At 66.9% G+C, this 14,736-nt stretch carries 16 protein-coding genes; 13 read left to right on the plus strand and 3 right to left on the minus strand.

Annotated features, from left to right (window positions below; genetic code table 11):
• The first annotated feature begins 60 nt into the window (after positions 1-60).
• Genes AAF184_14450 through AAF184_14480 form a run of 7 tightly spaced genes read left to right on the plus strand, consistent with a single transcriptional unit; the run spans position 61 to position 6,899 of the window.
• The gene (locus AAF184_14450; GenBank protein ID MEO0423534.1) at positions 61-1,812 is read left to right on the plus strand and encodes an FAD-dependent monooxygenase; all 1,752 of its coding nucleotides are present in this window, start codon (positions 61-63) and stop codon (positions 1,810-1,812) included.
• Between the two features lie 17 nt (positions 1,813-1,829).
• Positions 1,830-2,591, plus strand: a complete 762-nt coding sequence (locus AAF184_14455; protein ID MEO0423535.1) for a dioxygenase — start codon at positions 1,830-1,832, stop codon at positions 2,589-2,591.
• 2 nt (positions 2,592-2,593) lie between these two features.
• Positions 2,594-3,307 carry a dienelactone hydrolase family protein gene (locus tag AAF184_14460; protein ID MEO0423536.1) on the plus strand — a complete coding sequence of 238 codons (714 nt, stop codon included), beginning with the start codon at positions 2,594-2,596 and terminating at the stop codon, positions 3,305-3,307.
• Positions 3,307-4,368, plus strand: coding sequence for a maleylacetate reductase (locus tag AAF184_14465; GenBank protein ID MEO0423537.1), 1,062 nt, complete (start codon positions 3,307-3,309; stop codon positions 4,366-4,368). The genes AAF184_14460 and AAF184_14465 overlap by 1 nt, the downstream gene beginning before the upstream one ends.
• Positions 4,362-5,576 carry a 3-oxoadipyl-CoA thiolase gene (gene pcaF, locus AAF184_14470; protein MEO0423538.1) on the plus strand — a complete coding sequence of 405 codons (1,215 nt, stop codon included), beginning with the start codon at positions 4,362-4,364 and terminating at the stop codon, positions 5,574-5,576. The genes AAF184_14465 and pcaF overlap by 7 nt, the downstream gene beginning before the upstream one ends.
• Positions 5,569-6,273: a CoA transferase subunit A gene (locus AAF184_14475; GenBank protein MEO0423539.1), complete on the plus strand. Its 705-nt coding sequence runs from the start codon at positions 5,569-5,571 to the stop codon at positions 6,271-6,273. The genes pcaF and AAF184_14475 overlap by 8 nt, the downstream gene beginning before the upstream one ends.
• Entirely contained in the window at positions 6,273-6,899 is a 627-nt protein-coding gene (locus AAF184_14480) for a 3-oxoacid CoA-transferase subunit B (GenBank protein MEO0423540.1), read from the plus strand. Before AAF184_14475 ends, AAF184_14480 begins: the two co-directional genes overlap by 1 nt.
• A gap of 23 nt (positions 6,900-6,922) precedes the next feature.
• On the opposite strand, the gene AAF184_14485 is transcribed toward AAF184_14480, so the two are convergent.
• Positions 6,923-7,621 carry a DUF3313 family protein gene (locus AAF184_14485; protein MEO0423541.1) on the minus strand — a complete coding sequence of 233 codons (699 nt, stop codon included), beginning with the start codon at positions 7,619-7,621 and terminating at the stop codon, positions 6,923-6,925.
• Between the two features lie 415 nt (positions 7,622-8,036).
• On the opposite strand from AAF184_14485, the gene AAF184_14490 reads away from it, so the two are divergent.
• The 5 genes from AAF184_14490 (at position 8,037) to AAF184_14510 (ending at position 12,101) form a co-directional block, all read left to right on the plus strand.
• Positions 8,037-8,693 (plus strand): outer membrane beta-barrel protein, encoded by a 657-nt coding sequence (locus AAF184_14490; protein ID MEO0423542.1) that lies wholly within the window; start codon positions 8,037-8,039, stop codon positions 8,691-8,693.
• 72 nt (positions 8,694-8,765) lie between these two features.
• Positions 8,766-9,029 carry a DUF5062 family protein gene (locus AAF184_14495; GenBank protein ID MEO0423543.1) on the plus strand — a complete coding sequence of 88 codons (264 nt, stop codon included), beginning with the start codon at positions 8,766-8,768 and terminating at the stop codon, positions 9,027-9,029.
• A gap of 5 nt (positions 9,030-9,034) precedes the next feature.
• Positions 9,035-9,325, plus strand: a complete 291-nt coding sequence (locus tag AAF184_14500) for a hypothetical protein (protein MEO0423544.1) — start codon at positions 9,035-9,037, stop codon at positions 9,323-9,325.
• A 53-nt stretch (positions 9,326-9,378) separates the two neighbouring features.
• Positions 9,379-10,971, plus strand: coding sequence for a GMC family oxidoreductase (locus tag AAF184_14505; protein ID MEO0423545.1), 1,593 nt, complete (start codon positions 9,379-9,381; stop codon positions 10,969-10,971).
• Positions 10,972-11,237: 266 nt separating this feature from the next.
• Complete coding sequence (locus AAF184_14510; protein MEO0423546.1) at positions 11,238-12,101, plus strand: HAMP domain-containing sensor histidine kinase; 864 nt, start codon at positions 11,238-11,240, stop codon at positions 12,099-12,101.
• Positions 12,102-12,103: 2 nt separating this feature from the next.
• Here AAF184_14510 and AAF184_14515 read toward each other — a convergent pair whose 3' ends face one another.
• Positions 12,104-12,781 carry an alpha/beta hydrolase gene (locus AAF184_14515; GenBank protein ID MEO0423547.1) on the minus strand — a complete coding sequence of 226 codons (678 nt, stop codon included), beginning with the start codon at positions 12,779-12,781 and terminating at the stop codon, positions 12,104-12,106.
• Positions 12,782-12,790: 9 nt separating this feature from the next.
• Positions 12,791-13,540 (minus strand): LuxR family transcriptional regulator, encoded by a 750-nt coding sequence (locus AAF184_14520; GenBank protein ID MEO0423548.1) that lies wholly within the window; start codon positions 13,538-13,540, stop codon positions 12,791-12,793.
• A 321-nt stretch (positions 13,541-13,861) separates the two neighbouring features.
• Between AAF184_14520 and AAF184_14525 the strand changes: the two genes are divergently transcribed.
• Positions 13,862-14,736 (plus strand): hypothetical protein (locus AAF184_14525; protein MEO0423549.1); only part of this gene is annotated, 875 nt, incomplete at its 3' end.

Below are 14,736 nucleotides of genomic sequence, written 5' to 3' on the forward strand. Positions count from 1 at the left end.
TCAGGACTGCGCCGGTGGCGGCGCGGAACGGCAGCAACAGACGACGGAGTCCCAGGGACGATGACTGTGGAAACGGACGTGCTAATCGTGGGGACGGGCCCCGCCGGGGCCTCCGCGGCCGCGCTCTTGTCGAGCTACGGCATCCCTAACCTCATCGTCAACAAGTTCGGTTGGACGGCGCGCACCCCCCGCGCGCACATCACCAACCAACGGACCATGGAAGTGCTGCGTGACCTCGGCTTGGAGGAGGAGTGCGGCCTCTACGCCGTCGGCAACGAGTACATGGGAGAGAACACCTTCTGTGAATCGCTAGCCGGCGAGGAGCTGGGACGTATCAAGACCTGGGGCACGGCCCCCTACCGCGCTGCCGACTACGAGGTCGCGAGCCCCACGCGCATGTGCGACCTGCCGCAGAACCTGCTCGAACCCCTCCTGGTGAAGAAGGCCGCCTTAGGCGGCGCCAAGGTGCGCTTCGATACCGAGTTCGTGTCCCTGGACCAGGACGATACGGGCGTCACCTCGGTGCTGCGCGACCGCCTCACGGGTGATGAGCTGCAGGTGCGATCGAAGTACGTGATCGGCGCGGACGGCGCCAACTCCCGCGTGCTCGACGCGATCGACCTGCCGCTGGAAGGGGAGATGGGCAAGTCCGGCTCGATCAACATGGTGTTCGAGGCCGATCTGTCCAAGTACGTCGCCCACCGGCCGAGCGTGCTCTACTGGATCATCCAGCCGGGCTCCGCCGTCGGTGGCCTCGGCATCGGCGTCGTGCGCATGGTGCGGCCCTGGAACAAGTGGCTGGCGATCTGGGGCTACGAGGTGGATCAGGGCCCACCTGAGGTGACTGAAGGCTTCGCCACGGACATCGTGCACAACCTGATCGGCGACGCCTCCATCCCCGTCAAGATCGAGAGCAACTCCACCTGGACGGTCAACGACATGTACGCCACGCAGCTCTCGCGCGGCCGCGTGTTCTGTGCCGGCGACGCCATCCACCGCCACCCGCCCACTAACGGCTTGGGGTCGAACACCTCGATCCAGGACAGCTTCAACCTGGCCTGGAAGCTGGCGATGGTACTGCAGGGTAAGGCCGGCGAGGCGCTGCTCGAAAGCTACAGCCAGGAACGCGCCCCGGTGGCGAAACAGATCGTTAGGCGCGCCAACCGCTCCCTCGCGCTGATGCCACCGATCGCCAAGGCGCTCGGTCTGCTCGATGCGGAGACGCCAGAGCAGATGCGCGCCAACATGGCCGCTCGCAAGGCTGCCACGCCGCAAGCCGCTGAGCAACGCGAGGCGCTGCGTCAGGCCATCACCGCCTCGGATCCCGTGTACAACTGCCACGGGGTGGAACTCAACCAACGCTACGACTCGTCGGCCGTGTGCAGCGATGGCACGCCCGCCGAGCCCTGGCAGCGCGACGAGGAACTCTACCACCAGGCCTCCTGTCGCCCCGGTGCACCGTTGCCCCACGTGTGGCTGCACACGGCCAGCGGCAAGGTGTCCACCAAGGATCTGTGCGGCCAGGGCCGCTTCACCCTGTTGACGGGTATCGGCGGCGAGGGCTGGGAAGCGGCCGCGGCGCATGCAAGCGACGCCCTTGGCATCCCTGTCGACGTGCACATTATCGGCGCCGGCCACCCCTACGAAGACCCCTACGGCGACTACGCCACCACCATGGACATGGAAGACAGCGGCGCCCTCCTCGTGCGCCCCGACTTCCACATCGCCTTCCGCGCCCCCCGCTACGAGGCCGACCAGGCCGCGCCGGCGCTGCTGAACGCCCTGTCGACCATCCTCGCTCGCAACACCTGATACGGAGACCACGTGCTATGGACAGTGTGACGCCCAACCGACTCGATACCGTCGTTCGCTCCATCGTCGAGGGCATACGCGGTGCCCTCCGCGAGCACGACGTGTCCTTTCAGGAGTATCGCGCCGGCATGAAGTACCTGATGGAGACGGCCAAGGGCGGCGAACTGCCCCTGCTCATCGATCTGTTCATGAACACCACCATCGTGGAGAACATGAACCAGGGTCGCGAGGGCTCGACCAACGACCTGGAAGGCCCCTACTTCCGCGAAGACGTGCCGGTGGTCACCGACGGCAAGATCAAGACCATGGAACAGTTCGGCGGCCAACCCATGCTCCTGCGCGGAATCGTGAAGGACACGGCGGGCAATCCCGTGCCCGAGGCCACCATCTTCGTCTGGTCGTCCACCCCGGACGGCAAGTACAGCGGCTTCCACGACGACATCCCCATCGAGTACTACCGCGGGCAACTGGTGACCGGCCCCAACGGCGAGTACCAGGTGGAAAGCACGGTTCCGGTCCCCTATCAGATCCCGAACAAGGGCAAGGTGGGCGCTCTACTCGAGCAGATGGGTCAGCACTCCTGGCGCCCCGCCCACGTGCACTACAAGATCCGTAAGGCGGGTTTCCTGGACATGACCACCCAGGCCTACTTCGAAGGCGGTGACTGGGTGGGCGATGATTGCTGCCAAGGCAAGCACACGGACGAGTTCGTGATGCCCGAGGTGATCGAAGACGGCAAGCGCGTGCTCGAGATCGATTTCACGCTCGACGCTGCCTGACCATGTGCCATGGCAAAGCGGTCGCCGCCTTCCCCCCGCCGGTGCTCGGCGAGGCGGTGACCGACGGCGGCATCTCGGCTTACCGATGGCCTCAGGCGGCAGCAGACAAGCGCATCGCCATCCTGCCCGACATCTACGGCTGCAATCCCTTCTACCAGGGTCTCGCCGGCCACCTGGCCGAACGCGGCGCCGAGGTTCACCTGATCGATACCTTCGCAGGCTTGGGTGAGCTGGCGGAGATGACCCGCGAGGCCGCCTTCGCGCGACGCCATCAGGTGCGGGACAAGGCCTTCTTGGACCTCGCGCAGTCCTACCTGGGCGCTCACCAGATCACCGGCGTGATCGGCTTCTGCCTCGGCGGCCTGTACGTCTTCGAGCTGGCGCGCCGCGGCGTCGACGCCGCCCTGGTGGGGCTCTACGGCTTCCCCCAGGGTCTGCCCAACCAGGACGCCCTCGACGCCCCCTTCGACTATCTCCACGAGATCTCCACCCCGTTCACGATGCTGCTGGGTGCGGAGGACGCAGCCGTGGGCCCGGAGAACATCCAGCGCTTGCAGGCGCGCGCCCCCGACCTGCCGGCGATGGCGCTCACGGTGTACGACGGGGTCGGTCACGACTTTCTCCCCCTCCTCGACAGCGATGAGCCCGCCAAGCGCGCCGTCGCCGAGGATGCCCTGGCGCGCCTCGACGCGGCGCTGCTGAAGACGCCCTCGTGATCGAGCCCTTCGAGTACACGGCGCATCCGGCGCGGGTGATCTTCGGCAGTGGCACCACCCAGCGCGCGGGCGAGGAAGCCGCCCGCCTCGGGATCGAGCGCGCGCTGGTGCTCTCCACACCTGCCCAAGCCGACGATGCACAGCGGCTTCAGACTGACCTGCAAGGCCGGGGCACGGCGCGCTTCTGCGAAGCCGCCATGCACACGCCCGTCGAGGTCACGGAGCGTGCGATGGCACTCGTGCATAGGGAAGACATCGATGGGGTGATCGCCTTCGGCGGCGGCAGCACGATCGGCCTCGGCAAGGCGATCGCCCTGCGCACGGACCTTCCCCAGCTCGTCATCCCCACCACCTACGCGGGCTCGGAGATGACCGCCATCATCGGGCAAACCGAAGGCGGCCAGAAGACGACGCAGAAGACCCTGAAGGTACTCCCCGAGACGGTCATCTACGACGTGGACCACACGCTCGGCCTACCGCTCGAGTTGAGTATCACCAGCGGCCTGAACGCGATCGCCCATGCCGTGGAGTCGCTCTACGCAGAGCAGACCAACCCCGCGCTTAGCCTGATGGCGGAGGAAGGTATTCGATCCCTGGCAGCTGCGTTGACGCGCATTCCCGAGTATCCGCGCTCGGCGAGCGCACGCAGCGATGCGCTTTACGGCGCCTGGCTCTGCGCCACCTGCCTGGGCCTCGGCGGCGTCGCCCTGCATCACAAGCTGTGCCACGTGCTCGGCGGCAGCTTCGATCTCCCCCACGCCCAGACGCACACGGTGATCCTGCCCCACGCCCTGGCCTACAACGCCCCCGCGGTTCCCGAGGCGATGGGGCGCCTGCGACGCGCGCTCGACACGCAGACGCCTGCTGCCGCCCTCTTCGACATCGCCAGGGCCGCCGACGCGCCCACCAGCCTCGCTGCCCTCGGCATGCCTCGCGAGGGCATCCCGCGCGCGATCGACATCACCCTGGCCAACCCCTACTTCAACCCGCGCACGCTGGAGCGTGCCGCGCTCGAAGGGCTGCTCGAAGATGCCTTCGCGGGACGCTGCCCCGAATGCTAGGCAACGCCGCGTTCATCTGCGACACGACGCGTACCCCCATCGGTCGCTACGCGGGGGCCTTGGCAAGCGTGCGTGCGGATGATCTGGCGGCCACGCCCATTCGCGCCTTGCTGGCCACTCACCCCACAATCGGCGCGGATCTCGATGATGTGATCCTCGGGTGCGCGAACCAGGCGGGGGAGGACAACCGCAACGTCGCCCGTATGGCGGCGCTGCTCGCCGGCTGCCCCGAGGAGGTGTCCGCGACCACGATCAACCGCCTGTGCGCCTCCGGGCTCGATGCCGTGGGCACGGCGGCCCGCGCGATTGCCAGCGGCGATGCCAACCTCATCATCGCCGGCGGGGTCGAGAGCATGAGTCGCGCACCGTTGGTGACGAGCAAGGCGGAACACGCCTTCGATCGCGGTGTCGAACTCTTCGACACGACGATCGGCTGGCGCTTCATCAATCCCGCGATGCAAAGCGCCCACGGCGTGGACAGCATGCCCGAGACCGCGGAGCACGTCGCCCGAGAGTACGACGTCTCGCGCGCCGCCCAAGATGCCTTCGCCCTGCGTTCGCAAACGCGCGCGAGCGCCGCCCAACGGGCCGGCAAGCTGGCCGAGGAGATCACGCCCGTCACGATCCCCCAGCGCAAGGGCGCCCCGCTGGTCGTGACCCAAGATGAACACCCGCGCCCGGACACCAACCTCGACGCCCTGGCCAGACTGCGTGCGATCGTGCCGCCCGACGGCACGGTAACGGCGGGCAACGCCTCCGGCGTCAACGACGGCGCCGCCGCCGTGATCGTCGCGAGCGAGACGGCGGTACAGACCCACGGCCTGCATCCCATCGCCCGGGTGTTGACGCTGGCGAGCGCCGGCGTTGCACCACGCGTGATGGGTATCGGCCCCGCCCCCGCCAGTCGCAAGGCGTTGGAGAACGCTGGCCTTGCGATCGAGGACATGGACGTCATCGAGCTAAACGAAGCGTTCGCCAGCCAAGCGCTCGCGGTGCTGCGCTTGCTCGGCGTGCCCGACGATGCCGAGCACGTCAACCCGAACGGCGGGGCCATCGCCCTCGGCCACCCCCTCGGCATGAGCGGCGCGCGCCTGGTCATGAGCGCCGCGCGCGAGCTGCAGCGGCGTGATGGCCGCTACGCCCTGGTCACCATGTGCGTCGGCGTGGGACAGGGCCTCGCGATGGTGCTGGAGCGAATTGATGGATAAGTGCTACGCGAGCGCCGCCGACGCCCTGCGCGAGCATGCCCGCGACGGCATGCTCATCGCCTGCGGGGGCTTCGGTCTGTGCGGGATGCCGGAGACCCTGATCGACGCCCTCCACGACACGGGCGTGAAGAACCTCACGGTGGTGTCGAACAACGCCGGCATCGACGGGGTCGGCCTGGCCCGCCTGATCGAGTCCCGCCAGATCCGCAAGATGATTTCCTCCTACGTCGGCAACAACAAGACCTTCGAGCGGGCCTACCTCGCCGGCGACATCGAGCTCGAGTTCAGCCCCCAAGGCACCATGTCCGAGCGCTTGCGCGCGGGTGGCGCGGGCATCCCGGGTTTCTACACGCGTACCGGCGTCGGCACCCTCGTGGCCGAGGGCAAGGAACACAAGGAGTTCGACGGACACACCTACCTGCTGGAGCGCGGTATCGTCGCTGACCTCGCGCTGGTGCGCGCGGAGCTAGCGGATCGCGAAGGCAACCTCGTGTACCGAAAGACAGCGCGGAACTTCAACCCCATGATGGCCACCTGCGCGCGGACGACTATCGTCGAGGTAGAGCGCCTGGTGGAGAACGGCGCGCTAGAGGCGGACTGGATTCACACGCCGGGCATCTACGTGCAGGGCATCGTGCAGTCCGTGGCGGGCAAGCGCATCGAGTTCACCACCAACCGGCAGCGGGAGCTCGCCTGATGCCCTGGTCCCGGGAGGACATGGCGCGCCGCGCCGCCGCTGAGCTTCGCGACGGCTTCTACGTCAACCTCGGCATCGGCATCCCCACCTTGGTGGCGAATCACATCCCCCCCGAGATCAGCGTGACGCTGCAGAGTGAGAACGGAATGCTCGCCATGGGCCCCTTCCCCTACCCCGGGGATGAGGACCCCGACCTCATCAATGCGGGCAAGCAGACGGTCACCGAGCTGCCAACGTCATCGTACTTCTCGTCGGCCGACAGCTTCGCCATGATCCGCGGCGGCCACATCGACCTCGCGATCCTGGGCGCCATGCAGGTCGCCGCCAACGGCGATCTGGCCAACTGGATGATTCCCGGCAAGACCGTGAAGGGCATGGGCGGCGCCATGGACCTGGTGGCTGGCGTGCAGCGGGTGGTGGTGGTGATGGACCACGTGTCCAAGGACGGGCAGGCGAAGCTGCTCGAGCGTTGCACCTTGCCGCTGACGGGCAAGGCTTGCGTCGACCGGGTGATCACCGACCTCGCCGTGCTCGACGTGTCACCGACGGGCTTCACGCTGGTCGAATGCGCGCCGGACGTCAGTCCGGATACCGTGGTCTCGAAGACCGGAGCGGCCGTCGCCTAAAGGCCGCTCCGATCGAAGCCCGGCTAGGTGACGGGGTTTTGCTGCAAGTCCTCCACCCCTTCCAGCACCTTACGCGCCCAGAAGGTCAGTTGCTTGCGCATGCCGAGGGAGTTGGTATTACGGCCCGCCACCTGGGTGACGCCGGCATCGCGGATTGTGCGACGGTCGATCATCCGCGCCAGCAGCGTGCCGGTGGACGCGTCGTAGAGTTCGATGAACAGGCTCGCTGCGCCGGCCCCCTCAGTCTGCGAGGTGCCGAGGAAGAGTCCCTTCGAGTTTCTCGGCGCCGCGAGGTCGACGTCGAATACCGCGGGCCGCACGAGTAGCACGCCCTTGGCCTCCTTCTGCGCCAGCTCGTAGCCGCCGCGGGTGGTGAACTCCTCGACGAAGACCTCCTGGAAGCGCTGGGACAGGTCTGCCTTCATCAGCTCCAGGTCTTGATCGGTCACCCGCTCGTTGGGCTTGCGACGGCGATTCACGCGCTCCTGCCAACCCTTCACGAAGGCCGTGGAACACTCGATGAACATCACCCGGTCGTAGGCACTGAAGTCCGTGTCCGGCCGGACGAACGCGGCGGTGACGTCGAAGCGATCCACCTGTTGCAGGCCGGACGGCGCCTTGTCGGCGGCCTGGACGACCTGGGCGGGAGCCACCATCACGGCGGCCATCAAGACCAGGGCGGCGGTGATCGGGGAGCGGGAAGCAGCTTGTATCAGACGCATAGGGTCTCTACTCCGGTAAGCGCCCGTCCCCCAGCGGGGCGGCGGACGAGCACAAGCGAATGTCTAGCCAATCAAAGAGGTTGACGCGAACTCAGGCGCGGTCATGACGCCGGTGGGGCCGCAGTGTAGGCGCTCTCCCAGCCTCGCCAAGGAACCAGTTGTGCGTACTTAGATGCCGCAAATGCCGCCGCGGTTGCGTCGGCTTCGCCCGACGAGCGGTTCTACGCCCCTCCGCGCCCGAGCCCCGAACTGGCGACCGGCAAGTCACTGACCGGGAAGCCAGCACACCGTTCGTGAAGGCTGGCAATCGTTGGTGAATCGCCCTAGGCACGGGCGCATCGCACCAGCAACGCAGCGCCGAAAGCGCTCTCGTCGCCGGCCCCACCTGGCTGGCCCCTAAAGAGAGACGCTTCCCATGAACTACCGCCTACGCACGATCGCCGCTGTGACCCTGACCACCGCCCTCGCCACCTCGGCCTCCGCCCAGGACTGGTACGCCACCGCCGACCTAGGCCTCAACCTCCTCGGCGACCGTACCCTCACCTACGAAGACGGAACCGGCACTCCTGGAACGCAGAACGACGCGAGCTTCGACCCGTCCTTCGCCGCCGGCGGGCGGGTGGGTCGCTACTTCGGCGAGCGCTTCCGCCTGGAGGGCGAACTCATGTATCGCACCAACGGCCTCCAGGACGTCGCGGTCCAGGGTTTGGGCGACGCCACCGACGGCAACTACGCCAGCCTCGGCATCGGCCTCTCCGCCCTGGTCGACTTCAACCTCTTCGGCAGCGATCGCTACCGCACCTACGTCGGCGCCGGCATCGTGCTGATCGAGGAGATCGACATCGACTTCACCATCGACGGCCAGGAGACCTCATTCCAGACCAACGACGTGGCCGCTCAGCTCCAGGCCGGCGTGCGCTACGACACGGGCGATCGCTGGTTCGTCGACGTGGGCCTGCGTTACCTCATCAGCGATGACGTCACCCTGGAGCGCCCCGACAACGCACTGCAGCGCATCACCGCCGGCTACGACCCCCTCACGATCACCGCCGGCGTGGGGCTTCGCTTCTAGCCACGAGCACCCCTCCCTTCCCTGCGCGGCTGCTATGCTCAACGCTCGCCGCGCAGGAGAAGGAGCTCGTCCGTGAAGAAGCTGAAGAACGAAGCCGAACTCTTCAAAGCCGCTCTCACCGCCGGCGTGCACTACGCCGAAAACGAGCGCAAGGCCGTGCAGTTCGAACCCGGCGACTCCAACGCCGACAAGGCGCTATACGTCTATCGCCTGCTGGTGCACGACAAGAAGCTCGCGCCCATGCCCGAGGCGCAGGTGTCCCAGAAGTCCATTCGCCTGCGCCTCGCCCGCTGGTACGCCAACCAACTCCCCGACGACCACCCGCTGCTCAAGTAAGGCGCATGGCCGATCAACACATCTCCATCGACGACCTGCGCGAGTTCATGCAGGAGTTCGACCTCAACGCCGCCGAGCTAGCACGCCTGGTCGGTTACGAGGGCGACAGCTACCGCGAGATCGACCGCAAGGCCCAGGCCGTGTTCCATTGGCTCGAGGGCCGACGCAAGGTGCCGCGCTACGTCAACGCGCTGATCGCCTGGGCGCGCGCCCATCCCGACACCGCGCGCCAGCTGACCCAGGGCGAGCTGCGCTACGAGCGCGGTCGCCTCGAACGGCGCCAGAGTTCGAGTTGAGGTCGCAGGATCAGGGTTGCGATCGCTGCCGAGCGTTGTAGGCTCTGCGGCCCATGATCATCGACCTGACCAAAGAAGACGCGCCCCGCGAGCAGCGCACGCAGGTGTGCATCATCGGCGCGGGCGTCGCCGGCCAGGCGGTGGCGATGCGCCTCGCGGACAAGGGCGTCGACGTGCTGCTCCTCGAGAGCGGCGGCCCCGAGTTCGACGCCGAGCACCAGGCGATGGCCAAGGGCGACAACGTGGGCGAGGAGTACTACGACCTCGACACCACGCGCTTGCGCTTGTTCGGCGGCACCGCTGCCATCTGGGGCGGGCGTTGCGCCGAACTCGACGAGATCGACTTCACCCAGCGCGACTACCTGCCGCACAGTGGCTGGCCCATCACCAAGCAAGACCTCGCCCCCTACTACGAGCACGCCTTCCGCCAGATGGGCCTGGAGCGCCCCGCCGGCGACCGCCTGTGGTCCATCGTCGGCCGCGACAAGCCCGCCTTCGACCCCACCAAGCTCGATGCCGGCCTGTGGTGCTTCGACGAGAACGGCGAGCGCTTCACCGACACGAACCGTGGCTCCCTCGGCAAGGTCTCGATCCTGCTCGGCGCCACCGTCACCCGGATCGACGTCGGCGAGCAAGGCGATGTGCGCGGGATCGTTGCCCAGTCCCTGAGCGGACGCACAGTCGAGGTGCAGGCCGATCACTTCGTGCTGGCCGCCGGCGCCCTCGAGTCCGTGCGCCTGCTGTTCGCGGCGGTCCCCGAGCGGCCCCAGGGCTTTGGCAACGACCGCGACCAGCTCGGCCGCTACTTCATGGAACACCCCCACGCGCGCGGTGGCCAGATCCTGCCCACCAACCTCGCCCAGTCCATCCTCGTACTGCCGAGGGCGCTACGGGTTCAAGGCAAACGCTACGCCGCTTACCTGCGCCCCGCGGACAAACTACAGCAATCATTAGGTATCCTGAACACCTCGATCAGCTTCGCCGCCCGCCGCCACGAAGGCATGCAGATGGACGCCCTCTCCGCCGCCACGGGGAAGCTGAAGCACGACCTTCCCAGCACGCGCTTCTGGCGATCGCTCTACAAGGGCCTGAAGGGTGCGGCGATCCGCCTGCTGGAGGTGTCCGATCCCTGGCCGACCATGTTCTCCCTCAAGCGCGGATACGAGAAGAAAGGGCTGTACGCCGTGGTGCGCGCTGAGCAGGCCCCGATCGCCGAGAGCCGCGTGACCCTTGGCGCCGACGCAGATGCCCTGGGGCTACGCCGGCCCGTGCTCGATTGGCAGTTCTCGGAGATCGACCGGCGCAGCGTGCGGGTGCTGATGGAGACCCTGAAGGCCGAGTACCAACGCCTGGGCTGGGGCGATGTCGCCCTCGCCTCCTGGCTGCACGAGGAAGGCACTGCCTGGAAGACGGACCCGCTGATCTCCGCCCACCCCATCGGCGGCTACCACCACATGGGGGGTACGCGCATGGGCGAGGCGCTCGCCAGCAGCGTCGTTGACGCCGATTGCAAGCTGCACGAAAGCCCCAACCTCTACGTCGCCAGCAGCAGCGTCTTCCCCACCGGCGGCTGGGCCAACCCCACCATGACGATCATCGCCCTGGCCGAGCGCCTGGGCGATCATCTGACCGCCAAAACGACCTAGGCTGACTCGGGCGCTGACCTTACGACCACGTTGGCAAATGTTCACGAACCGTATCGCTTGTGAACTCGCGTCACACCGCGACGAAAGTCACTCTATTCCAGCGATTTCGAAGCTGCCCACCTAACTCCACCGAATGCCTGTACCGCAAATGCGGGACATGCCGCCGCGCCGCCCCATCGCTATATTGCCGCCCGCTTACACGCCGGACCGCAGGTCGGTCCGTCATTCAGTGTCGCGAAGGGAGGTGAGCGATGAGTTCGACAACGATGACTGCGATAACGATCCTGGCCGTTGGGTCCACTCTGCTGGCGGTGTTCCTCGCCTACCGCCGGTGGCAGCAACGCAAACTGCAACAGGATGGCGTGCTGAGCGTAGGCGTGACGGCGGCCAGCATCAGCCACAGCACCCACACGGTGCTCATGTGCATCGATGCCCATGCGGAGCAATTGCAGGACCCTGGCAGCCAGGACACCCACCCACAGCTCCTGCGCACCATCACGGAGCTGTGCCATCGAGCCATTCGCATCAATCAGCAGACGATGCATCTGATGCACAGCCAAGACTCGGACGATCCCTGCCGCGACGCCATCGCCCAGCTGCGGGGCGCCTCCGCCCTCCTGGATGCCGCCGCCGGCACCGCCCTGTCCGTGATGATGGACGCGACCGGTGAGCGCGTGGCCCTCGACCTGCAACGCTCCCAGCTCGATCAGATCCTCATCAACCTCATCATCCACGCACGCGAGGCGCAGGCGCGAGAGGTGGACGTCATCGCGCGGGTCATCCCCTACCTCCACCGAGGCACGAAGGAAGCGATGCTGGTGATCGACGTGCGCGACGATGCCACGGCTGCTCCGCGGGAGATCGCACGGCGCACGCCGAATGCCCTGTACCCCCTCGACAACGCGGTGGGAGCTGGCCTCGGCTTGCCGACGGTCGAGCGCCTGGCACAGCTTGTAGGGGGGCGGCTCGACATCGATCGGATTCCCGGTCGCGGCAGCTCCATCACCGTCACCCTGCCGTGTCGACGCGCCACCGGGGACGCCGACGCCGTGAAGGTGGCGCCCAAATCAACCCCAAGGAAAGGGCCCGAAGCACCGCAGTCACGCGATCCCCAACGTCGAGCTTGCTGAGGTCACCCGATTTCACTGACCACTGACGCGATCTCCTGCGCGCAACGCGCGGGCTGCACTTGCAGCAAAAAGTGAGGAGCCGCGATGCGCACTAACTTGGCGTTCGGCAGGGCAGATGCAAGCCGGACGCTGTGCTCCGGCGGCACCAAGCGATCGCGTGTTGGACACAAGACCCGTGACGGCGTGGAGATAAGCCCTAGGCTCGCCCGCGGATCGAAGTGTAGCAGCGCCTGGATGCGGGACGTGACGACGTTGCCGTCCAGGGCGCCGACCACTCGCGAGACTTGAGCCCTCACCTCAGCGCTCCCCTGACCCGCCAACCCGAGGCCTTCCGCCACCAACTTACGCACGACGGATGCGCCGAAACGGTGCCCTCCACCGCGCGCGAACGCTGCCAACACTGGGGCGTGAGGCACGCGCGCAAAGGTGGCGGACAACACCAGGGCACGGTAGTCCCTGCGTCCACGCAGCAGCAGTTCCAGAGCGATCGGACCAGAGAACGACTCCGCCACCAGGACGCCCCCTCGGTCGCGGGGGATCTGCGCCTCAGCCACCTCGAGGTAGTCCTGCGCAGCCGCGGGCACGCCGTAGGCAATCCGCTGACACGGGAGATCCAACGCGGCTTCCAGGGGATCGAAGAGTTCACCTGTGCCATCGAACCCCGGCAGCAACACCACCACTGGCGACAACTAAATCAACCCCAAGGAAAGGGCCCGAAGCACCGCGGTCACGCGATCCCCAACGTCGAGCTTGCTGAACACCCGACGTACGTGGGTGTCCACCGTGTGTCGCGAGACCTCCAGGGCCTCGGCGATGGCCGCGTTGCTCTTGCCACGCGCGGCGAGCTGCAACACTTCGCGCTCCCTCGGCGCGAGCTTCACCTCATCGGCCGGCGCGACGCGCAGCAGGTTGCAGTAGGTGAGATGGCCTAGTTGGGCCACCCAGTGCAGGAGGCCTGTCTGCACCTCGTCGATCGGCAGGGTGGCCGTGCCGAAGCCGAGGCCGACGTAGCCGTTACGACCGTGGGGGCCGAACACGGGGATGGCCAGGCCGTCACCGAGTTGAGCTGCGTCGAGCATGTCCAGGTAACGGCGCTCCGCCTGCGATAGATCGCCGAAGGCGGTCACGGCAGACCAGCGAAACGGCAGGGCGGCGTCAGCCGCCTTGCGTGAGATCGGATCGACGCGATAGAGGCGCTCGTCCACGTAGCGACTGACCCAATCGTCCGGAAAGCCGTGGGCGAAGACGGCGATGTGAGACTGAAAGTCGGATGCGCCTAGCGGGGGCAGATGGTGGTAGCTCATCCGCTTGATGCCGAGACGGGATAGTGCGTCGACGAACGTCAGCCGGAGATCTTCGAAACTGGCGGTCCCCCGTAGGGAGGCCACCAGTGCGCTCACCGAGTTAGCGTCGATCCTGCCAGCTTCACCTGATGACATGAGGTCTTCTCCGGCGGCGGTTCGCGTGGCGCTGATCGGTATTGGAATGTGCGCACGCGCGAGGTCGGTCGCCAGACGGCGCCGAGGCTCGGGACGGACTTGCGGGCCCATCTCTGCACTACTCTTGCACGATGAGGTCGTCAATGCGACCCGTCGCCCGATCCGCTGGTGCGCGCGGTCTCAACCCCAGGCGACGCGGGCTGCAATCGATCTCCTATGGGCCCGCCAACTCACTGAGCGTTTTCTTTGACAGCAAATTTTGTCGTGTCTATGGTTGGTTTACGTTAACGTATCCCTTCGGTTGTGCAAGGAGTCCCAACGATGCGAGCCCTCATTGCCTGCTGCACCGCAGTCGCCACTGCGCTCACGCTCTCAGCCGCAGCCACGGCCGGCGAGAAGGACTGTGAGCTGCTGAAGATGGAACGCCCCATCGCAAAGATGATGCGGCGCCCTCACATCGAGCTGCGCACCTTCAACTCACTGCCCCAGGTGGCCGACGCCGCCGGCGCTGTCCGCTACGCGGCCGATGAGAGGTCCGACACGCCCCTGGCGACGCAGGACCGCATCGCACTAGACGCCGCCGTAGAACGCCTGAACTCCCCGCGGCGATTGCTCATCGGCGTCTGTCGCGGCGACCCGGAGGGAAAGAACGGCAAGGAGGTGCCAGCGTTGGGCAGCTGCGACAGCCACTACTACCGCGACGCCAGCGGTGTATGGCAACCGATCAGCGGCAACCTCGGCAGCAGCCTCGCTGCCCTCGCCAACACCGCAGAGAACCGGGCGGCGAGCTACCACTACCAGATGCTCCAGGCGATCCAGGCCTGCGCCACGAACGATACCGAAGGCGCGGTCGGCTTCTTCCAGGCGGCCAGCGAAGCCGCCGCAACGGCCGACACGCGCCCCGCGAGGGGAATGGGCCTGCTGGCCGTGGTGGAGAGCGCGATGCTGCAGAAGACGCAGATCGTGGGCACCCGCAAGAAGCTCGGCCGCAAGCAACTCGACCGCCTCACGGCGATGCTAGAGGATCACTCGCGCAAGCGCTGCGACATCGTGCAAGACGGAACGCCCCTGCAGATCTACTCCGGCAACGACGTCTCCGTGCCCGTCGCACGCGGCTACAACAAGAATGGCTACGTGCGCCTACGCTTCGACGTGGATGCGCGGGGGATCCCCGAGGACGTCACCATCGTCGATCA

It is taken from the genome of Pseudomonadota bacterium (assembly GCA_039815145.1).
GTDB lineage: Bacteria > Pseudomonadota > Gammaproteobacteria > Steroidobacterales > JBCBZW01 > JBCBZW01.